This window comes from Thermolongibacillus altinsuensis (assembly GCF_004341205.1).
Classification (GTDB): domain Bacteria; phylum Bacillota; class Bacilli; order Bacillales; family Anoxybacillaceae; genus Thermolongibacillus; species Thermolongibacillus altinsuensis.
Window position 1 is genome coordinate 53547 of the sequence record NZ_SLUL01000012.1, and the last position, 19774, is coordinate 73320.

The following is a 19774-nucleotide window of genomic DNA, read 5'->3' on the forward strand; positions in this document are numbered from 1 at the left end:
CCCAACCTCCTTGATTATCGTTTATCTATTTTGGAAGTGACAAAGTCACCTACAAACTGAATGACAAAAACAATGATTAAGATCAATACAGTCGCAACGAACGTGACATCGTTATGGTTGCGTTGAAATCCTTCTAAATACGCTAAGTTTCCAAGTCCGCCCGCGCCGACAACTCCTGCCATGGCCGTATAACCAACAAGGGCGATCGCTGTCACCGTAATCCCCGAAACAAGGGCAGGCAGTGATTCGGGAATGAGCACTTTAAAAATAATCGTGGTTGTTTTCGCTCCCATCGCCTTTGCGGCTTCAATGACGCCTTTATCAATTTCTCGAAGCGCAATTTCTACCATCCGCGCATAAAACGGAGCCGCACCAATGATTAACGCCGGCAATGCTGCATTGGCACCAAGAATAGTACCGACCATAAGATTGGTAAACGGAATAAGCAAAATAATTAAAATAATGAACGGGATCGAGCGAAAAATGTTTACAAACGATGCAATAACCGCGTTGATCAATCGGTTTTCCCAGATGTTGCCCTTTGACGTTAAAAAGAGAAGCAAACCAAGAATGGTGCCAAGAATAAAGGTGGCAATGACCGAAACTCCCGTCATATATAGCGTTTCAATGGTCGCTTCCCAAATTTTTTCCCAAATGACATTCGGAAACAACTCAGTCCACACCCGCCATCACCTCCGCTTCTACTTGTTGTTGACGAATGTAGTCAATGGCTCGATCGATTTCTGCTTCATCCCCGTCCATGTGAACAAATAAGACGCCGTAAGAACCGTGATGAGTTTGCGAAATTTTCCCTTGTAAAATATTGATGTTTAAATCAAATTGGCGAATCAAATTGGTAATGAGTGGTTGCTCAGCCGCTTCCCCAACGAATGTGAGTTGAACCACTTTTCCGTTTGGATATTTATTGAGCAAATGTTCAATCGTTTCTTTTGTTTCTTCCGGCTCCGTGACTTGCTGTACAAACCGCTTCGTAATCGGTTGCTGCGGCTTTCGGAACACTTGTAATACTTCTCCAAGCTCCACAATTTTTCCGTTTTCCATCACCGCAACACGGTCACAAATTTTTCGAATCACATGCATTTCGTGCGTAATAAGAACGATTGTCAAACCAAGCCGACGGTTAATATCGACTAATAAATCTAAAATCGCATCAGTCGTCTGTGGGTCTAATGCGGAAGTCGCTTCGTCACATAAGAGCACCTTCGGATTATTGGCCAATGCGCGGGCGATGCCGACACGTTGCTTTTGGCCACCGCTTAATTGAGATGGATAGGCATTTTCTCGGCCTTCTAATCCAACAAGTTGGATCAACTCGTCGACACGCTTCATTCGTTCTTCTTTCGGTACCCCTGCAATTTCAAGTGGAAATGCAATATTTTCGCGTACCGTTCTTGACCAAAGAAGATTGAAATGTTGGAAAATCATTCCGATTTCTTGACGAGCTTGACGCAATTCTTTTCCTTTAATCGCTCCCATATCGCGCCCGGACACTAATACTTTTCCGCTCGTCGGCTTTTCCAGCCCATTCAAAAGACGAATGAGCGAGCTTTTTCCTGCACCGCTATAACCGATGATCCCGAAAATTTCTCCTTCTTGAATTTGCAAACTAATATTGTCAACGGCAGTGACATTGCCACTTTTCGCTTTATATATTTTTGTCACGTTTGACAGTGTAATCACGCACGTCTCACCTTCCTTATCGAAACAGATGCTTATTCATCAGGTGCCATATAAAAAAAGCCTTTCTGCTCAAGAGAACAGAAAGGCGTAATTTACTCCATTCTGTCTCTTATCTCTCAAAGCAAAACGCTTTGTGTGAATTGGCACCATTTCAGCAAAGCGCTGACGGTTGCCGGGTTTCATAGGGCACATCCCTCCACCTCTCTTGATAAGAGCGCATTAATCACTTTATTCAGTTGAAGTCCTTTTTTTATTACGAGTGTGATTCTAGCATGTAAAATATATACTGTCAATAAAAAAAATTCAATTTTTTTCTGAAAAATTCTCTCATAAGAAGGTGAGAACATCGCTTACATATGCGAATAAGTGGATGAAATTCCAGTAGCCGCTTCGATCGCTTGTTCTAAATCATCAATTAGATCATCAATATTCTCAATACCAACCGATAAACGAATTAAATCTTCCGTCACACCCGATGCCTTTAAATCTTCACCACTTAGTTGTTGATGGGTCGTACTTGCCGGATGAATAATTAAACTTTTCGCATCGCCGACATTCGCCAAATGCGACCATAGTTTGACGTTGTTTATCACTTTCGCTCCTGCATCTCGACCGCCTCGGATCCCGAATACAACGATCGCTCCAGCTCCTTTCGGCATATATTTTTTCGCCAACTCTTTCGCTGGATGACGCTCGTGTTCAGGATATAATACCCACTCCACCGCCGGATGTTGATCTAAATATTCCACGATTTTTCTCGTGTTTGCGATATGTTCTTTCATCCGAACATGCAACGTTTCCAAGCCAAGATTAAATTGGAAAGCGTTAAACGGACTAATCGCTGGGCCTAAGTCGCGCAATAGTTGTACGCGCGCTTTCACGATATAAGCAGCATTGCCGAATGCTTCGGCATACACTAGGTGATGATAGCTCGGATCTGGAGTTATGAATCCCGGAAATTTCGGTGAATTCCAATCAAACTTTCCACCGTCAACAATGATTCCGCCAAGCGTTGTTCCATTTCCTAAAAGCCATTTGGTTGCGGAATGAATGACAATGTCAGCACCGTGTTCAATTGGACGGCAGAGATAAGGAGTCGCAAACGTATTATCGACAATGAGAGGGATTCCTGCTTCATGCGCAATTTCGGCAACTGCTTCAATGTCTAGCACATGCAAACTTGGGTTTCCGATCGTTTCAGCAAAAATCGCTTTCGTTTTTGGTGTAATCGCTTGGCGAAAATTCTCAGGATTGGACGGATCAACAAAACGTGTTTGAATCCCATACTTCGGAAGCGTGTTGGCAAAAAGATTATAAGTGCCTCCATATAGCGTCGATGCCGAAACAATTTCATCTCCCGCACTAGCGATGTTTAAAATCGCGAGCGTAATCGCAGCCATACCGCTTGCCACTGCCAAGCTGCCAATTCCCCCTTCAAGCTGCGCTACCCGCTCTTCAAACACGGTCACCGTTGGATTATGAATCCGTGTATAGATATACCCAGCTTCCTTCAACCCAAACAAATTAGCGGCATGCTCTGTATTTTTAAACAAATAGGCATTCGATTGATAAATTGGAACAGCTCGCGCCCTTGTGACAGGATCTACTTGTAGTCCCCCATGTATCGCAACCGTTTCAAATCGATACGTTTTTTCACCCACGACGATCACTCCCTTCTTATTATTCTCATCTGAATATTCGGAATTTTATCATTGTTTTGAATGGAAGTCAATACATCATTTCCTCGTAAGGCTTTGCTAGTAAAAAAATCGATTCCAACAAAAGAATTTGGCGAAATGTTCCTGAAATCGCCAGCTCTTTTAATCGCAATTGTTGTTGTAACTTTAACTTTCCACTTAATAAACAAGCGATGGACTGGCTAGCCCCGCGAATGGTAATCGTATCTTTCAACCGAAACGTGACGTTTTCTAGTCTTTTAATTTCATTTTTGGAGATGGCAAGCAATACGTTCCCATCTTCCCATTGAAAAGAAAGGTATAAATGATCTTCTGGTAATATCGGTACTAAATGATGGACATTTTTCACTCGTTCAACAAATTGATCGATCAGTGTAATCATAAAAATCCCTCCCCCTTTTAATCCTTCCATGAAGGGGAGGGAATTCCTTTATAAACTCATCGACAAATCTCTCATTTCCCAAGAAATATGTCGAAAGCTGACTTATTCAGTCAGCTCTTTGATCGTTTCATATAAGTACGGGACCGAATGAAAAGCATAAATTTTTTTCACTAGCTCCCCGTTTTTAAAAATAAGCAAACAAGGGACGCTTTCAACTTGCCACTCGATTGCTCGTTCAGGAATATAATTCAGATCTTCTTTCACAAACGTTACATTCGGAAATAATTCCTTAACAACGTCCACCATTCTCCCCGCAACTTGGCAAGTGCCGCAAAGAGGAGTATATAAATACATCACGGTGATCTCTTTTTCTAAATCCACTTTCTTTCACACCTTTTATAAATACTGCGCATGGACATCAATATTTGCGCTAAGCAATACAACCGCAATATGATGTTTCGGTGCAGCAGCTACTTCGCGATACATTTTATCAATATAAAGATGCTCGGCTTTTGGGAATTCATGTCGCAACTGTTTACGGAGTTTTTCCCCAGCTTCATCAGAATCAACTAAAATGTATACGTCTTTATCATAGAGCTCATCGACGAGTTCATCAAGCCTCGCCGTACTTAATGTTCCGTTCGTACAAATTATTTCAACTGGTTCACTAATGATGCTTTCCAGTTTCTTTTTATCCGATCTCCCTTCAACAATAATGACTTTTTCAATTTCAACCATCGCCATATCCATCACCTTACAAACAAATATATATATGTATTATATTCTACTAGCGAGAATTTTTCTCCTTTTTATAACTATGTGTATAGATTCAAGTTGAATTTCCGATATATCTCATCGTGAATGGAAGAGTGCTTTTCTGCCATAGGCGGCAAGGTTTTTCTTGCCGCCCCGGCATGCTTCTAGCATGCCGATCCCGAACGTAAAACGCATGGCAGACAAATTCATTTGTCTGATGGCGTTTTCGTTCGGGGAAGTGGCAGAAAAGCTTGTTCATGTCGAAAAATGAAGCTTATCATATATAAAAAGACAGCAAATTTGCTGTCTTTTAGCACCATCCGCGCTCATCATCACAATCCACATATTTCTCATCTGGAGAAGCTGTAACGGTCACATGTTTGAAAATTCTTCCGGATTTCTCATGGTAACCGGTTTTCAATTCAAATCGACGATTCGTTAAGTTTAATCGACCAATTTGTTCATTTTCGTAAAATAATCGTACTTCTTCCTCTCCTAATTTTCCAACAACCTCATTCGTTACATCCATGCTTGTTAGCTTCAACAAAAAAGACACCCTCTCTCCATTTTTTTAGATAGGGTGTCCGGTTTTGCCTTTTCTTACTCTTCGTTAATCATTTGTTCATATTGTTCAGCTGTTAAAAGGTTGTCCACTTCGCTTAAATCAGAAGGTTCAACAACGATCATCCATGCCTTTTCATAAGGAGATTCGTTAACAAATTCAGGGTTGTCATTGAGTGCTTCGTTCACTTCAACCACTTTTCCGCTCACTGGCGCATATAATTCAGATACGGTTTTCACGGATTCTACGCTTCCAAATGGCTCATTCGCTGTAATTTCGGCACCGACTTCAGGCAACTCGACAAAAACGATGTCCCCTAATTCAGATTGAGCGAAATCTGTAATGCCGATTCGCACTTTGTCTCCTTCCACGCGCACCCATTCATGTTCTTCAGAATAGCGTAATTCCTTTGGAATATTCATCTCTGTCCCTCCAACTTTCAACGATTGTTTTCCCTTTCATCATAAACCATTTCAAAGAAAAATTCACGACTATTTCCACAATTCCTCATATTGTTGCTCATTAAATCCAACGGTCACTTTTTCACCGTCTGTCAAAATCGGGCGTTTGATTAACATTCCATCAGAAGCAAGCAAATCTAACATTTCTTCCTCGGAAGCCGTTTTTAGTTTCTCTTTTAACCCTAATTCGCGATATTTCATGCCGCTTGTGTTAAAAAATTTTTTTAACTCAAGACCGCTTTTTTGATAAAGCTCGCGCAATTGTTCTTTTGACGGCGGCTGCTCGACAATATGTACTTCTTCGACGCGAATGCCATGCTCGTCTAACCATTTTTTCGCCTTTCGACACGTTCCGCATTTTGGATACCAATAAAATGTCAACGCCATAACATCACCTCAACAAATGAAGTACCAGACGGATCGTCTGGTACTTCCATTATTACACAACATAACGTTCTGCTTCAATTAATGCAGCCGCCGCTTCACGTTTTTTCGCAATGACATTGGTTGGCGTATGGCGCGTTAATTTTCTCAATGCAGATAACATCATGCGCAACGTATCTCCCTGTTCAACAGCAACAATCGTTTCTTTCGCATGCGCTTCAATTTCATTAAACGCTTCTTGACAGAAAATTTCAGTATACAATACTTTTTGTTTATTTTTCTCAACACCTGACTTTTGAATCGCTTTTTCTGTGCGAAGAAGCGCAGATTCCATCGCATATACGTTGCCGACGATGTCGGCAATGTTCACTAAAATTTCCTGTTCTTTTTCTAGCTTTGGTCCGAATTTTTGCGCTGCTAATCCTGCAACCATCAATGCAATCTTTTTCGCATTGCGAACAAGGTATTTTTCTTTCTCAAGCACACCATCGCCCACTTCTTCTGGCATCAGCATCATCAACTCTTCTTGCAGGCTTTGCGCTTTTTGCAATAAAGGAAGCTCTCCTTTCATCGCCTTGCGCATATACATTCCCGGAACGATCAAGCGGTTAATTTCATTCGTTCCTTCAAAAATGCGGTTAATGCGCGAATCCCGATACATTCTTTCAATCTCATATTCTTGCATAAAGCCATAGCCGCCGTGAATTTGCACGCCTTCATCGACAATATAATCGAGCGTTTCGGTTGCAAATACTTTATTTAATGAACATTCAATCGCATATTCCGCAATCGACTTCGCAATTTCCTTTCCGTCTTTCGCCTGTTCTTCCGTTAATTGTCCCATGCGCTCTTCAAACAAACCAACTGTGCGATAGACAGAGCTCTCCGTTGCATACAATTTCGCTGCCATCGTTGCTAATTTCTCTTGTGTTAATGAAAATTTCGAAATAGGCGTTTTAAATTGTTGACGTTGGTTTGCATATTGAATTGTAATTTCTAACGCACGTTTTGCTCCGCCAACTGCACCGACGCCGAGCTTATAACGGCCGATGTTTAAAATGTTAAACGCAATGACATGGCCTTTGCCAATTTCGCCAAGCAAGTTTTCTTTTGGAACGAGCGCATCTTCTAAAATGAGCGTGCGCGTCGATGAGCTTTTAATTCCCATTTTCTTTTCTTCTGCACCTGTCGAAACACCAGGAAAATCACGTTCGACGATAAAAGCTGAAAAATGCTCGCCATCTACTTTTGCGTACACAACGAATACATCCGCAAAACCAGCGTTTGTAATCCATTGTTTTTCACCATTTAAAATATAGTGCGTGCCTTCTGCATTTAATTTCGCTGTTGTTTTCGCACCTAATGCGTCTGATCCGGACCCTGGTTCTGTTAAGGCGTATGCCGCAATTTTTTCGCCCGTCGCTAGCGCTGGGAGATACTTCCGTTTTTGCTCTTCTGTACCGAATAAAACAATTGGAAGAGAACCGATTCCGACATGAGCACCATGAGAAATTGAAAATCCACCGGCACGCGACATTTTTTCGGCGATCAACGCTGAACTAATTTTATCAAGCCCTAATCCGCCATACTCCTCTGGTACATCTGCACCTAAAAGTCCGAGTTCCCCCGCTTGTTTTAACAATTGAACAGAACGATCAAATTCATGATTTTCTAAATGCTCTAGTTGCGGCAATACTTCGTTAACGACAAACTCTTCCGTCGTTTTCGCAATCATTTTATGTTCATCTGTAAAATCTTCCGGCGTAAATATACGATCGCACGCGACATCTTCAATTAAAAAGCTTCCGCCTTTCACCACATTGTCTAACGCTTTTGTCATTTTCGATTCCCCCTTAAATTAATTCAAATACGCCAGCGGCACCCATTCCGCCGCCGATACACATCGTTACAATTCCAAACTGTTCGTTGCGACGACGCATCTCATGTAACAGCGTAAGCGTCAATTTCGCTCCCGTACAACCGAGCGGATGGCCAAGCGCAATCGCGCCCCCATTTACGTTCACTTTCTCCTCATCCAATCCTAATTCGCGAATCACTTGAATCGCTTGCGAAGCAAATGCTTCATTTAATTCAATTAAGCCGATATCCGAAAGCGAAAGGCCTGCTAGTTCAAGCGCCTTTGGAATCGCAGCAACCGGACCAATTCCCATCACTTCTGGCGGAACTCCTGCGACCGCAAACGAACGGAATTTACCAAGCGGTTTGAGCCCGAGCGCTTTTGCTTTTTCATGGTCCATGACCATCACAGCAGCAGCGCCATCGCTCGTTTGTGAAGCGTTTCCTGCCGTAACGGTTCCATTTACTGCAAACGCAGGACGAAGCTTCGCTAGCGTTTCCATGTTTGTGTCTGGTCGTACCCCTTCGTCTTGGGAAAAGATGATTTTTTTCTCAACAACTTTATGGTCGCTCGTCACTTGACGAACCGTCACTTCAACCGGGACGATTTCATCAACAAATTTTCCTTCCGCAATGGCTTTGGCAGCTTTTTGATGACTGCGCACCGCAAATGCATCTTGATCTTCTCGGCTCACTCCGTATTTCATCGCCACTTGCTCTGCTGTATGCCCCATCGACATGTAGTATTCCGGTGCTTCTTCTGCTAATTTGACGTTTGGCCGAACAACATGCCCCATCATTGGCACAAGGCTCATCGATTCCACTCCGCCGGCAATAATCGTATCCGCTTGACCGAGCATAATTCGTTCCGCTGCGTACGCGATCGCCTGCAATCCCGAAGAGCAATAACGGTTAATCGTAATCGCTGGCACTGTATACGGCAATCCAGCGAGCGCTCCGATGTTGCGTGCAATGTTTAATCCTTGTTCTGCTTCCGGCATCGCACAACCAATAATCAAATCGTCAATGTTCCCCTCATAGTTTCCAGCACGTTTCAACGTTTCTTTCACAACAAGCGCCCCTAAATCATCAGGGCGGACGGTTGCTAACGTCCCTTTTTTCGCTTTGCCGACAGGCGTGCGCGCCCCAGCAACAATCACCGCTTCTTTCACGTTGCTCCCCCCTTAGTTTCTTAACGGTTTTCCTTTGAGCAGCATATGCTGCATTCTCGCTTGTGTTTTTGGTTCACCCACAAGACTTAAAAACGCTTCTCTCTCTAAATCGAGCAAATATTGTTCATCGACCTCCGTACCGAACGGAACGTTTCCTCCTGCAATGACATAAGCAAGTTTTTTTGCAATTTTTAAATCGTGTTCAGAAATGTAACCAGAGAGATGCATGCCTTGTGCGCCTAATAGAAGCGTTGCATATCCTGTTTCCCCGACAACAGGGATTTTTTTGCGAATTGGCGGCTTGTATCCGCTCTCATAAAGCGATAAAACGGCTTGTTTTGCTTCATAAATGAGATGATCTCCATTCATCGTAATGCCATCTTGAGCGCTTAAGAAATTCAATTCGCGCGCCTCCGCTGCCGAAGTCGATACTTTCGCCATCGCAATTGTTTCAAACACTTTATTTGCGACCTTTTGTAAATCAAATTCCACTCCTTTTGGCATGGAATTTAAATGTTTGATGTACAGTTCTTTGTTTCCGCCGCCGCCTGGAATTAAACCGACGCCAACTTCAACAAGTCCCATATACGTTTCGCTTGAAGCTTGAATGCGGCTAGCTGGCAAACAAATCTCTGTTCCTCCGCCGAGCGTCATCGCAAACGGAGCAACAACCACCGGTTTTGGACTGTATTTGATTTTCATCATCGCTTGTTGGAATTGACGAACGACAAATTCAATTTCAAAATAGTTATCGTCTTGTGCTTCCATTAAAATCATTGCAAGGTTCGCACCAACACAGAAGTTTTTCCCTTGATTTCCAATCACCAGCCCTTTATAGTTGCGGTCGACTTCCTCAAGGGCATCGTTGATCATTTGTACAATATCGAGTCCGATCGCATTGTTTGGCGAATGGAACTCAAGAAGCGCCACATCATCGCCAAGGTCAATGAGACTAGCACCACTGTTTTTCTTGATGACGCCTCTTTCTTCTTTCAACCGTTGAATGTGAATCACTTTCGGATTTTCTTCTATCGCTTTATATTCACCGCGGTCGTAAAACAACACGTTTCCGCCTTCACGCTTATAAAATGATTCATGCCCGCTTGCCAGCATTTCTTCAACCCAAACCGGAATCGAACAGCCTTCTGCTTTCATCTTCTCGACCGCCTGTTTCACACCGATCGCATCCCATGTTTCAAACGGGCCAAGCTCCCAGCCAAATCCCCATTTCATCGCACGGTCAATGGCGACAATGTCATCAGCAATTTCCCCAAGCAATTCAGCCGAATATAGGAGAACTGGGCTTAAAATGTTCCATAGTAGCTCCCCAGCGCGATCTTGTGCATATACAAGCGCTTTCAATTTATTTGCAATCCCTTTTGCTTGTTTGCTCATTTCAATCGAAGGCGCTTTTAATTTTTTGCGCGGTTCGTATTCAAGCGTTTCATAGTTTAATTCAAGAATGTCTTTACCTTGTTTCAAGAAAAACCCTTGACCCGATTTGCTGCCAAGCCATCCTTTTTCAACCATCGTTTTCATGAATGAAGGGACAGCAAATACTTCTTTTTCTTCGCCTTCCACTTTTTCAAACACGTTATTGGCGACATGAATAAACGTATCTAACCCGACAACATCCAACGTGCGGAACGTCGCGCTCTTTGGCCGGCCAATGAGCGGGCCTGTCACCGAATCCACTTCGCCGACACTATAACCGCCTTTCATCATTTCACGTACCGTCACAAGCAATCCATACGTACCGATGCGGTTCGCGATAAAGTTTGGCGTATCTTTGGCAAAAACGACCCCTTTTCCAAGTACGTTTTCACCAAACTCTTTCATGAATGCTAATACTTCTGGGGCCGTATCTTTCGTTGGAATGATTTCAAGCAATTTTAAATAACGCGGCGGGTTAAAAAAGTGCGTTCCTAAAAAATGCTTACGAAAATCTTCCGAACGTCCTTCCGCCATTGCTTCAATAGAAATACCAGAAGTGTTCGAGCTAACGATGCTTCCTTGCTTTCGCACTTCATCCACTTTTGCAAATACGTTCTTTTTCACCTCTAAATTTTCAACAACGACTTCAATAATCCAGTCACATTCAGAAAGCCGATGAAAATCGTCTTCAAAATTCCCTGTTTCAATGAGCGCTAAATTTTCTTTTGACATGAGCGGAGCTGGTTTTTGTTTTAACAAACGTTGCATCGCTTGATTAACAATGCGATTGCGCACTTCTTTGTGCTCCAATGTCAATCCTTTCGCCTTTTCTTCCTCCGTCAATTCCCGTGGGACAATATCTAGCAGCAGCGTCGGAATACCGACGTTAGCCAGATGCGCCGCAATTCCCGATCCCATCACACCAGAACCGAGAACGGCCGCCTTTTTTATTTGTTTGACCATTCCCCTTCCCCCTTACAATATTGAATGAACAATCATTCATTTTTTGTTTAAAAAAATTTCATCAATTTTCCGTTACTTTAAATATAAATTATATTTTAAATTTTCGCAACATATAAATTCACCTAATTTTGTCAACAAAATTGGACATGCTAATGCGTGGAGGTGAGCACGATGGCAAAAATGAAGAAACACCCATCAAAAGCTGGAATCAGCGCCGCAAGCGTAAAAGGAAGCGCGGGTCCTAACGTTGAAATGGACGCAGGCGGAAAAAAGACGAGTCAAAACCAACAATATGGCAAAGAAAATATGGGAAATGAATAAGGTGGGATTCCCCACCTTATTTTTTCAACATTCCTTTCAACACAAAAGCAACGTTCGCAGGTCTCTCCGCTAATCGACGCATGAAATAGCCGTACCAATCCGTTCCATATGGCACATAAACGCGCATCGTATACCCTTCTTTTGCAAGTTGTTCTTGACGTTCTGGACGAATGCCGTACAACATTTGGAATTCAAATTGGTCATTTGGTATGTTATGCTCTTTCACGAGCTGTTTTGTATATTCGATAATCGCATCGTCATGCGTTGCCACCGCTGTATAGTTTCCGTTCAATAAGTGCATTTTAATGATTTTCTTAAAGTTTTCATCGACATCTTTTTTATTTGGAAAAGCAACTTCTGGTGACTCCTTATATGCTCCTTTCACAAGACGTAAATTTGGACGGTAATCTTTCAAATCTTCAATATCTTTTTCCGTGCGATATAAATAAGCTTGCAATACCGTTCCAACGTTGTCATATTCCTTCTTTAATTGTTTAAAAATATCGAGCGTCTTTTGACAACGCGAGTAATCTTCCATATCGATCGTTACAAACACGCCATATTTTTTTGCTTCGTCTAAAATGCGACGCATATTTTTCATGACAAGATCATCGGAAATATCAAGACCCATGGACGTCATTTTTAATGAGAGCTGAGAATTTAATTTTTCTCGTCCAATCGCTTGAATGGCTTCAATTGAATGATTGGCCATTTCATTTGCTTCTTGTTCATTATCAACAAATTCTCCTAAATAATCGATCGTCACCGCCAATCCTTTTCGATTCAATTCTTTAATAACATCGACGGCCTGCTCGATCGTCTCACCTGCAACAAAACGTGAAGCTCCAAAGCGGAGTCCGTATTTTTTCGCTAATTTTGTTAACGTTTTATTTTTTGACAAAAATAAGAAAAAGTCGCGCATCATTTGTTCCATGTTTTGTTACCCCCTTTTGCAAGCGCATCCAAATTTATTTTAACATTTTTCAATATATTTGAATATCTTTTTGTCGAATAATCGTATTTTTTGTCTTCATAGTGTATAGGTATATCCATCTTGGGCAATATACAATCGAACATATTCATTTTTAACAGGAGGGACATATATGCAACAGCAAATGAACATGCAAAACAACGTCAACATGGCGCAACCGCCTGAAATGGTTTCGACAAAAGATGCGCTCTATCTAACCGATATGTTGTCATGGAATTTACTAGCGATGAAAAAAGCGCACTTTTTTGCATCGCAATGTCAAGACCAAGAGATTATCAATGCCATTGAAAGAGCAGGGCAAATGCATCAACGCCATTACCAACAAATTTTAAACCATTTACAACCAAATGCTCATTTGCAATAAAGGGAGGTATAACAAAGATGCAAAACAACGTGCAAAATCCAAAAACCCAAGTACCAAAAACCCCACAAATGAATGATCGTGATTTTATTAATGACATGTTAACAACTGAAAAATATATGACTTCATCGTATTCAACCTTTTTACATGAAGCAAGCCATCAACATTTATATCAGGACATGTTAAACATTTTTACCGAAACGCAAAATTGCCAACGAGACCTTTATAATCTCATGTTTAAAAAGGGATGGTATAAGCTTGAGCAAGCCGATTCGCAAAAATTGCAACAATCCCATCAGCAATTTCAAGGATATGCGAGCCAGTTTCCTTACAACAATATGATGCAATAAACAAAAGCTACCGGAGGTTTTTTTTATGCCTGCCAGCCTCACAAAAAGCCATGACATAGAGCATCATGGCTTTTTATGTTTGCACACACTTCGTCATTCCATTGTTTAAGCATTGGCAGTCTCCAGCAATTTTTATTACCACATTGGTCCATAAGGATATCCGTATCCGTAGTAAGGATATGGATAACCACCATAACCACCATAACCGCCATAAAACGGGCTTACTAGCGCACTCCCCAACAGTCCGCCTAAAAACCCTCCAAAGAACGGTCCACCGAAGAATGGACGACCAAAGAATGGTCCGCCAAAGAATGGTCTACCAAAACCCCCAAATCCGAATGGTCTGCCAAAACCTCCAAATCCCCATGGACGAAAACCAAATCCCCATATTCTTGTATCTTCACTCATCGAGTTCATCCTCCTTAATGCTATCGCTACATTCTTATACATATGTAGGATAAATATGGAGTGGATGGGCCAATGTACCGTACTCCCCAGATTTTTTACATAGATTCTGGAAAATTTATTTTGGTACCCTTTTACAATAAATAAAAAAGAAGCATAAACACACATATCATGTGAGTTTATGCTTCCCTTTATATGACGAACATGTATCCATTCATACGCGTAATGGAGACGGTGGGAGTCGAACCCACGTCCAGAGGTATCGCCACTTAAGCATCTACGAGCGTAGTCGGTATATTTGACTTTCGCCGCATCTTCCGCCTACCGACAGGCCTCCGAGCGGCTAGTCTGATTGTTCTCTTCCCTCGTCCTCAGACGGCGGACTCGGGCGTAGCCCACTAGTTATGAGCCCCTGACCCACCACATGGGCGATGGCGGGAGGAGCTAGCTGCAGTTATTAAGCAGCTAAAGCGTAATTTTCTTTGCCAGTTATCTTTAGGTGACGTTTTTACGAGGACGATCCCCTCGGCTCGCAGCTTAAGCTCGATCTACCCCTGTCGAATCCGTAACGTCCCCGTATCAAGAGGCGTTTACGTACAAGAGCTTAAGCATAACTGGCATCGACACTTTTTATTATAAACTGTCTCACTTCATTTTTCAATTGTAAACTATTGTATTTACATTTTTTGCCGCTCGCGAAATGCACGTTCAATTTCTCGTTTTGCGTCTCGTTTTTTCATATCTTCGCGTTTATCGTATTTTTTCTTTCCTTTTCCAACACCTAACAGCAACTTGGCAAAGCCGTTTTTAATATATAACTTCAACGGCACAAGCGTATATCCTTGCTCTTTTGTATAACCGATTAATTTATTAATTTCGCGGCGGTGAAGAAGCAATTTCCGCGTGCGTAACGGGTCGTGATTATAGCGATTGCCTTGTTCATACGGGCTGATGTGCATATTGTGCAAAAACACTTCACCTTTTTCCACTTTCGCAAAGGAGTCTTTTAAATTCACTTTTCCAGCGCGAATCGATTTAATTTCGGTTCCTTGCAAGACGATGCCTGCTTCATATGTTTCTTCAATAAAATAATCGTGATGCGCTTTTTTATTTTGGGCAATAAGCTTTCCTTCGCCTTTTGGCATCGCGCGTTCCCCCTTTCGGACAAATAAAATTTTAGCAAAATGAGCGAGGATTTCAAGAATGACTTGAAATCCTCTCTATTCTATCGTTTTTTCCTTTTCTTTTTCATTTTGAATTTTGGAATGTCTTCATAAAATTTCTTCTTTTTCTTTTCTTTTTTCTCTTTTTGTTTTTTCTTCTTTCCTTCAATGATCGTTGGCGTTTCTTTTTTCGCTTTGCGTCGGCTTTTTTTCATGCCGACAATTTCAAAGTCGACGATGCGCTCATCTTTATTCACATTGATGACGCGCACCGTAATTTCATCGCCAATTCGATAGATTTTCCCTGTTCTTTCGCCAATGAGCGCGTAATGTTGTTCATCGTAATGATAATAATCATCCGTTAAATAACTAATATGCACAAGCCCTTCGATTGTGTTTGGCAATTCAACAAACAGGCCGAAGTTCGTGACAGAGCTAATAATGCCGTCAAATTCCATGCCGATTTTATCTTCCATAAATTCGGCTTTCTTCAAATCATCCGTTTCTCGTTCAGCCTCAACCGCTCGGCGCTCCATGTTCGATGCTTGTTCAGCGATATCCGGAAGCTTTTCTGCCCAATATTGTTGTGTTTGTTCATCCAGTTGCCCGTTAATTAAATACGTACGAATCAGGCGATGAACAATTAAATCAGGATAACGGCGAATCGGCGAAGTGAAATGAGTATAAAAATCGGTCGCCAAGCCGTAGTGACCTAAACTTTCCGCATCATACCGCGCTTGTTTCATCGAACGAAGCATAACCGTTGAAACAACCATTTCTTCCGGCTGCCCTTTCGCTGCTTCTAAAATTTCTTGCAACGCGCGCGGATGAATTTGATTCGCTGTTCCTTTCACGATATAACCGAAATTCGTGATGAACTCGAGAAAACGCTGCAGTTTTTCCGGTTTCGGATCTTCGTGAACGCGGTAAATAAACGGGACGTTTAACCAATGAAAATGCTCCGCAACCGTTTCATTGGCAGCTAACATAAATTCCTCAATTAAACGCTCCGCAACTGAACGTTCCCGTAAAATGACATCATATGGTTTTCCTGTTTCATCCACAAGCACTTTTGCTTCTTTAAAATCGAAATCAATCGCGCCGCGCTTCATTCGCTTCTCGCGCAAAATTTCCGCCAATTCCGCCATCGTTTCAAACATCGGAACGAGCGGCTCGTATTTTTTGCGCAACTCCTCATCTTTATCAACGAGAATTTTATTCACATCCGAATACGTCATCCGCTCTGTCGTCCGAATGACACTTTCAAAAATTTCGTGGCTGACGATGTTTCCTTGCTGGTCAATTTCCATTTCGCACGAGAGCGTTAGCCGATCCACTTTCGGATTTAATGAGCAAATGCCGTTTGATAGACGATGCGGAATCATCGGAATAACACGATCGACTAAGTAAACGCTTGTGCCGCGCTCATACGCTTCGCGGTCAATCGGAGAACCTTCGGTGACGTAATGGCTTACATCAGCGATGTGCACCCCAAGTTTATAGTTGCCGTTTTCAAGCTTTGTCACCGTTACGGCATCGTCTAAATCTTTCGCATCTTCTCCGTCGATCGTCACAATCATCTCATTGCGCAAATCGCGTCGTCCCTTTAAGTCTTCTTCTGTAATTTCATCTGGAATGCTGTTGGCATGAGCGATGACGTCTTCAGGAAATTGAAGCGGCAAGCCATGTTTATGAATAATCGATAAAATATCAACGCCTGGGTCATTTTTATGACCAAGAATTTTAATAACTTCCCCTTCAGCGCTCATTCGACCCTCAGGATAGGTCGTTAAGCGGACGACGACTTTATGTCCTTCAATGGCGCCGTTCGTCGCGTGCTTCGGAATGAAAATGTCATTCACAATCTTTTTGTCATCGGGAATGACAAATCCAAAATTTTTACTTTCGGTATACGTACCGACTACTTCCGTTACACCGCGTTCTAAAATACGGACAATCGTTCCCTCTTGGCGCGCTCCTGTTGTTTTCGGCTGAACGCGCACTAATACCGTGTCGCCATGCATGGCGTTTTTTAACTCTGACGGCGGAATAAAAATATCATCTAACGTCGGATCTTCGGGAACGACAAACGCAAATCCTTTCGCATGGCCTGTCACTTTTCCGCGAATTAAATTCATTTTTTCAGGCAGTCCATAACGGTTGCTGCGTGTGCGGACAATCAATCCTTGTTCTTCTAAAGCAACAAGCGTTTTTACCAATTCTTTAAAAGAGACGGCATCCTCAATGCCAAACGCTTCTTCTAATTCCTGAACCGTTAACGGCTTATACGCTTCATCTTTCATAAAGGTTAAAATTTGTTCCTGTAAATTCAATATTCCTACCTCCTTCCGAGGATTACCAATCTAATGATTCGAGAAATTCATAAATATCTTCGTGCAGCTGATCTTTTTCTTTGTCAAGCGTAATGACGTGTCCGGATTGTTCGTACCATTTTATTTTCTTCACTGGTGATTCAACGCCGTTATAAATAATATTTGCACTATCAGGATTAATCATGTCATCATGACGCGCTTGAACAACAAAAGTAGGGGCATAAATTAAATCGATGTGATCGCGCACGTCCGCAATGAGCTCTTGCAATGCTTTTAATGTTTTCATCGGCGTCTTTTCAAATTCGATCATTTCCTTCTCGATTTGCTCCTCGCTTTTTCCTTCCCTTTTTTTATATTCGCGGGCATACGCTAAAACTCCTTTGTACATCGTTTCTTCGCTTTTAATATACATCGGTGCACACATTGGAATAATACCGGCCACAGGCACAGTATAGCCAAGTTTTAAAGAAAAAACGCCTCCAAGCGATAAACCAGCCACCGCAATTTTTTCGTGCCCTCGCTCTTTTAAATAGTGATACGCGTTCATCACATCTTGCCACCAATCATTCGGCCCTGTATGAACGAGCTCTTCTGGCGGCACGCCATGTCCTTTATAAATCGGCGCATGACACGTATATCCTTTCGATTGCAAGAAACGTCCAAGCATTCGAACATCTGCTGAATTTCCGGTAAATCCGTGCAAAAGCAACACCGCACGCTCTCCTGCTTCAAATGTAAATGGTTGTGGTGCAACAAGTTTCAACGCTGTTCACTCCTCTATTCCGTTTGTATCGACGAAAAAAAAGCGATCCTGGAACGCTGGACCGCTCTTTCTTAAAGTTGAAAATACGTTACTGCCATTGTTAAGACGAAAAATAACACCGCTAACACGATCGTAATGCGATGCAGCACCGCATCGATTCCGCGCGCTTTTTGCTTTCCAAACAATTGTTCAGCTCCGCCTGTAATCGCTCCAGACAGCCCTGCACTTCTTCCAGATTGCAATAGCACAACCACAATGATCCCAATCGAAACAATGACTAACAACGTAACAAGAAACGCATGCATGTTCGACACCTCCAGAAAACGCACGTAACAATAGTTTTATTTTAGCATAATTGATGAAAATTGTACAACAAAGTAAAAAAGAGGCGAATGCAATCGCCTCTTTATTTCGTCATACCATTACTTTTTCAAGTTATAGAAAGATTTAATTCCTTGGTAAACCGCTGTATCGCCAAGTTGGTCTTCAATGCGAAGCAATTGATTGTATTTCGCAACGCGGTCTGTGCGTGAAGGAGCACCTGTTTTAATTTGACCAGCGTTTGTTGCAACAGCAATGTCCGCAATTGTGCTGTCTTCTGTTTCACCAGAGCGGTGAGAAACAACAGCTGTATAACCTGCGCGTTTTGCCATTTCAATCGCTTCGAATGTTTCTGTTAATGTACCGATTTGGTTTACCTTAATTAAGATTGAGTTGCCGACACCTTGCTCGATACCTTGAGCTAATTTTTTCGTATTTGTTACGAATAAGTCGTCACCGACAAGTTGTACTTTTTTGCCAAGGCGCTCTGTTAATAGCTTATGGCCAGCCCAGTCGTTTTCATCTAAACCGTCTTCAATAGAGATAATTGGATATTTTGAAACAAGCTCTTCGTACCAAGCAACCATTTCTTCAGACGTTCTTACAACGCCTTCGCCTTCAAGATGATATTTGCCTGTTTCTTTGTTGTAAAGCTCAGAAGAAGCAACGTCCATTGCAAGCATAACTTCTTCGCCTGGTTTATATCCTGCTTTTTCAATCGCTTCAATGATTGTTTCAAGCGCTTCTTCGTTTGATTTTAAGTTTGGCGCAAAGCCGCCTTCGTCACCAACTGCTGTGTTGTAACCTTTTGCTTTTAATACCGCTTTTAAGCTATGGAAAATTTCTGCACCCATGCGAAGCGCTTCACGGAAGTTTGGTGCGCCGACAGGCATGATCATAAACTCTTGAATATCAACGTTGTTATCTGCATGCGCGCCACCGTTTAAGATGTTCATCATTGGCACTGGCAATGTTTTTGCGTTGAATCCGCCAAGATATTGGTATAAAGGCATATCTAAGTAGTCTGCTGCTGCGCGCGCAACCGCCATGGATACACCTAGGATTGCGTTTGCTCCTAATTTTCCTTTGTTTTCTGTGCCATCTAATTCGATTAATGCACGGTCAATTGCCACTTGCTCTGTTACATCGTAGTTGCCGACTAATGCTGGCGCAATAATTTCATTTACGTTTTCAACTGCTTTTAAAACACCTTTGCCAAGGTAACGGCTTTTGTCGCCATCACGTAATTCAACCGCTTCATATTCACCTGTAGAAGCACCGCTTGGCACAAGCGCACGGCCGAATGCACCAGATTCTGTGTACACTTCTACTTCAACTGTTGGATTTCCGCGAGAATCTAATACTTCACGAGCATAAATATCAATAATTCTTGGCAT

At 42.2% G+C, this 19774-nt stretch carries 23 protein-coding genes, 1 other RNA gene and 1 riboswitch; of the genes, 4 read left to right on the top strand and 20 right to left on the bottom strand.

From position 1 onward, the window contains the following. Positions 1-14: 14 nt before the first annotated feature. The 6 genes from EDD69_RS11240 to EDD69_RS11265 form a co-directional block, all read right to left on the bottom strand. Entirely contained in the window at positions 15-614 is a 600-nt protein-coding gene (locus EDD69_RS11240) for a methionine ABC transporter permease (RefSeq protein ID WP_132949083.1), read from the bottom strand. Positions 615-672: 58 nt separating this feature from the next. Then, the gene (locus EDD69_RS11245) at positions 673-1701 is read right to left on the bottom strand and encodes a methionine ABC transporter ATP-binding protein (protein WP_132949053.1); all 1029 of its coding nucleotides are present in this window, start codon (positions 1699-1701) and stop codon (positions 673-675) included. Between the two features lie 106 nt (positions 1702-1807). Beyond that, a riboswitch (SAM riboswitch) is annotated at positions 1808-1916 on the bottom strand. Positions 1917-2051: 135 nt separating this feature from the next. Next, positions 2052-3362 (bottom strand): O-acetylhomoserine aminocarboxypropyltransferase/cysteine synthase family protein, encoded by a 1311-nt coding sequence (locus tag EDD69_RS11250; RefSeq protein WP_424565356.1) that lies wholly within the window; start codon positions 3360-3362, stop codon positions 2052-2054. A 67-nt stretch (positions 3363-3429) separates the two neighbouring features. Continuing rightward, positions 3430-3780: a sterol-binding protein gene (locus tag EDD69_RS11255; RefSeq protein WP_132949054.1), complete on the bottom strand. Its 351-nt coding sequence runs from the start codon at positions 3778-3780 to the stop codon at positions 3430-3432. Positions 3781-3882: 102 nt separating this feature from the next. Further along, a complete protein-coding gene (locus tag EDD69_RS11260) occupies positions 3883-4161 on the bottom strand; it encodes a thioredoxin family protein (RefSeq protein WP_279388146.1) in 279 nt (92 codons plus the stop codon). 15 nt (positions 4162-4176) lie between these two features. Beyond that, positions 4177-4524 (bottom strand): toprim domain-containing protein, encoded by a 348-nt coding sequence (locus tag EDD69_RS11265; protein WP_132949055.1) that lies wholly within the window; start codon positions 4522-4524, stop codon positions 4177-4179. Between the two features lie 157 nt (positions 4525-4681). Here EDD69_RS11265 and EDD69_RS15710 point away from each other — a divergent pair, with 157 nt between their 5' ends. Next, entirely contained in the window at positions 4682-4807 is a 126-nt protein-coding gene (locus tag EDD69_RS15710) for a hypothetical protein (protein WP_279388147.1), read from the top strand. A 39-nt stretch (positions 4808-4846) separates the two neighbouring features. Here EDD69_RS15710 and EDD69_RS11270 read toward each other — a convergent pair whose 3' ends face one another. The 6 genes from EDD69_RS11270 to EDD69_RS11295 all read right to left on the bottom strand — a co-directional run bounded on the left by EDD69_RS11270 (position 4847) and on the right by EDD69_RS11295 (position 11369). After that, positions 4847-5083: a YusG family protein gene (locus tag EDD69_RS11270; RefSeq protein ID WP_424565357.1), complete on the bottom strand. Its 237-nt coding sequence runs from the start codon at positions 5081-5083 to the stop codon at positions 4847-4849. Between the two features lie 53 nt (positions 5084-5136). Further along, entirely contained in the window at positions 5137-5520 is a 384-nt protein-coding gene (gcvH, locus tag EDD69_RS11275) for a glycine cleavage system protein GcvH (RefSeq protein ID WP_132949056.1), read from the bottom strand. A gap of 69 nt (positions 5521-5589) precedes the next feature. Next, positions 5590-5946 (bottom strand): arsenate reductase family protein, encoded by a 357-nt coding sequence (locus tag EDD69_RS11280; protein WP_132949057.1) that lies wholly within the window; start codon positions 5944-5946, stop codon positions 5590-5592. Positions 5947-5998: 52 nt separating this feature from the next. Further along, positions 5999-7783: an acyl-CoA dehydrogenase family protein gene (locus EDD69_RS11285; RefSeq protein WP_132949058.1), complete on the bottom strand. Its 1785-nt coding sequence runs from the start codon at positions 7781-7783 to the stop codon at positions 5999-6001. 13 nt (positions 7784-7796) lie between these two features. Then, entirely contained in the window at positions 7797-8972 is a 1176-nt protein-coding gene (locus EDD69_RS11290) for an acetyl-CoA C-acetyltransferase (RefSeq protein WP_132949059.1), read from the bottom strand. A gap of 12 nt (positions 8973-8984) precedes the next feature. Beyond that, positions 8985-11369, bottom strand: a complete 2385-nt coding sequence (locus EDD69_RS11295) for a 3-hydroxyacyl-CoA dehydrogenase/enoyl-CoA hydratase family protein (protein ID WP_132949060.1) — start codon at positions 11367-11369, stop codon at positions 8985-8987. Positions 11370-11540: 171 nt separating this feature from the next. Between EDD69_RS11295 and EDD69_RS11300 the strand changes: the two genes are divergently transcribed. Continuing rightward, positions 11541-11690, top strand: coding sequence for a YuzL family protein (locus EDD69_RS11300; protein ID WP_132949061.1), 150 nt, complete (start codon positions 11541-11543; stop codon positions 11688-11690). 16 nt (positions 11691-11706) lie between these two features. On the opposite strand, the gene EDD69_RS11305 is transcribed toward EDD69_RS11300, so the two are convergent. After that, on the bottom strand, positions 11707-12624 hold the full coding sequence (locus EDD69_RS11305; protein WP_132949062.1) for a proline dehydrogenase family protein: 918 nt from the start codon (positions 12622-12624) through the stop codon (positions 11707-11709). A 169-nt stretch (positions 12625-12793) separates the two neighbouring features. Here EDD69_RS11305 and EDD69_RS11310 point away from each other — a divergent pair, with 169 nt between their 5' ends. Further along, a complete protein-coding gene (locus tag EDD69_RS11310) occupies positions 12794-13045 on the top strand; it encodes a hypothetical protein (RefSeq protein ID WP_132949063.1) in 252 nt (83 codons plus the stop codon). A 17-nt stretch (positions 13046-13062) separates the two neighbouring features. Beyond that, entirely contained in the window at positions 13063-13392 is a 330-nt protein-coding gene (locus EDD69_RS11315) for a spore coat protein (RefSeq protein ID WP_132949064.1), read from the top strand. A 135-nt stretch (positions 13393-13527) separates the two neighbouring features. Here the strand turns inward: EDD69_RS11315 and EDD69_RS11320 are convergent, their stop codons facing one another. The 7 genes from EDD69_RS11320 to eno form a co-directional block, all read right to left on the bottom strand. Further along, positions 13528-13809: a hypothetical protein gene (locus tag EDD69_RS11320; RefSeq protein WP_132949065.1), complete on the bottom strand. Its 282-nt coding sequence runs from the start codon at positions 13807-13809 to the stop codon at positions 13528-13530. A gap of 211 nt (positions 13810-14020) precedes the next feature. Then, positions 14021-14373, bottom strand: a transfer-messenger RNA (tmRNA) gene (gene ssrA, locus EDD69_RS11325). A gap of 101 nt (positions 14374-14474) precedes the next feature. Further along, positions 14475-14942, bottom strand: coding sequence for an SsrA-binding protein SmpB (gene smpB / locus EDD69_RS11330; protein WP_132949066.1), 468 nt, complete (start codon positions 14940-14942; stop codon positions 14475-14477). An 80-nt stretch (positions 14943-15022) separates the two neighbouring features. Further along, a complete protein-coding gene (gene rnr, locus EDD69_RS11335; RefSeq protein WP_424565359.1) occupies positions 15023-17263 on the bottom strand; it encodes a ribonuclease R in 2241 nt (746 codons plus the stop codon). Between the two features lie 52 nt (positions 17264-17315). Next, positions 17316-18056, bottom strand: a complete 741-nt coding sequence (locus EDD69_RS11340) for an alpha/beta hydrolase (RefSeq protein ID WP_132949068.1) — start codon at positions 18054-18056, stop codon at positions 17316-17318. 71 nt (positions 18057-18127) lie between these two features. Further along, positions 18128-18361, bottom strand: coding sequence for a preprotein translocase subunit SecG (secG, locus tag EDD69_RS11345; RefSeq protein ID WP_132949069.1), 234 nt, complete (start codon positions 18359-18361; stop codon positions 18128-18130). 117 nt (positions 18362-18478) lie between these two features. Next, positions 18479-19774, bottom strand: a complete 1296-nt coding sequence (gene eno, locus EDD69_RS11350) for a phosphopyruvate hydratase (protein WP_132949070.1) — start codon at positions 19772-19774, stop codon at positions 18479-18481.

Bases quoted from the DNA above. Each gene is read 5' to 3' on its own strand.
- EDD69_RS11255 (WP_132949054.1), bottom strand. From the start codon at position 3,780: ATGATTACACTGATCGATCAATTTGTTGAACGAGTGAAAAATGTCCAT.
- EDD69_RS11300 (WP_132949061.1), top strand. From the start codon at position 11,541: ATGGCAAAAATGAAGAAACACCCATCAAAAGCTGGAATCAGCGCCGCA.
- EDD69_RS11295 (WP_132949060.1), bottom strand. From the start codon at position 11,369: ATGGTCAAACAAATAAAAAAGGCGGCCGTTCTCGGTTCTGGTGTGATG.
- eno (WP_132949070.1), bottom strand. From the start codon at position 19,774: ATGCCAAGAATTATTGATATTTATGCTCGTGAAGTATTAGATTCTCGC.
- EDD69_RS11240 (WP_132949083.1), bottom strand. From the start codon at position 614: ATGACGGGAGTTTCGGTCATTGCCACCTTTATTCTTGGCACCATTCTT.
- EDD69_RS11280 (WP_132949057.1), bottom strand. From the start codon at position 5,946: ATGGCGTTGACATTTTATTGGTATCCAAAATGCGGAACGTGTCGAAAG.
- gcvH (WP_132949056.1), bottom strand. From the start codon at position 5,520: ATGAATATTCCAAAGGAATTACGCTATTCTGAAGAACATGAATGGGTG.
- EDD69_RS11265 (WP_132949055.1), bottom strand. From the start codon at position 4,524: ATGGCGATGGTTGAAATTGAAAAAGTCATTATTGTTGAAGGGAGATCG.
- smpB (WP_132949066.1), bottom strand. From the start codon at position 14,942: ATGCCAAAAGGCGAAGGAAAGCTTATTGCCCAAAATAAAAAAGCGCAT.
- EDD69_RS11310 (WP_132949063.1), top strand. From the start codon at position 12,794: ATGCAACAGCAAATGAACATGCAAAACAACGTCAACATGGCGCAACCG.
- rnr (WP_424565359.1), bottom strand. From the start codon at position 17,263: ATGAAAGATGAAGCGTATAAGCCGTTAACGGTTCAGGAATTAGAAGAA.
- EDD69_RS11305 (WP_132949062.1), bottom strand. From the start codon at position 12,624: ATGGAACAAATGATGCGCGACTTTTTCTTATTTTTGTCAAAAAATAAA.
- EDD69_RS11285 (WP_132949058.1), bottom strand. From the start codon at position 7,783: ATGACAAAAGCGTTAGACAATGTGGTGAAAGGCGGAAGCTTTTTAATT.
- secG (WP_132949069.1), bottom strand. From the start codon at position 18,361: ATGCATGCGTTTCTTGTTACGTTGTTAGTCATTGTTTCGATTGGGATC.
- EDD69_RS11315 (WP_132949064.1), top strand. From the start codon at position 13,063: ATGCAAAACAACGTGCAAAATCCAAAAACCCAAGTACCAAAAACCCCA.
- EDD69_RS11320 (WP_132949065.1), bottom strand. From the start codon at position 13,809: ATGAACTCGATGAGTGAAGATACAAGAATATGGGGATTTGGTTTTCGT.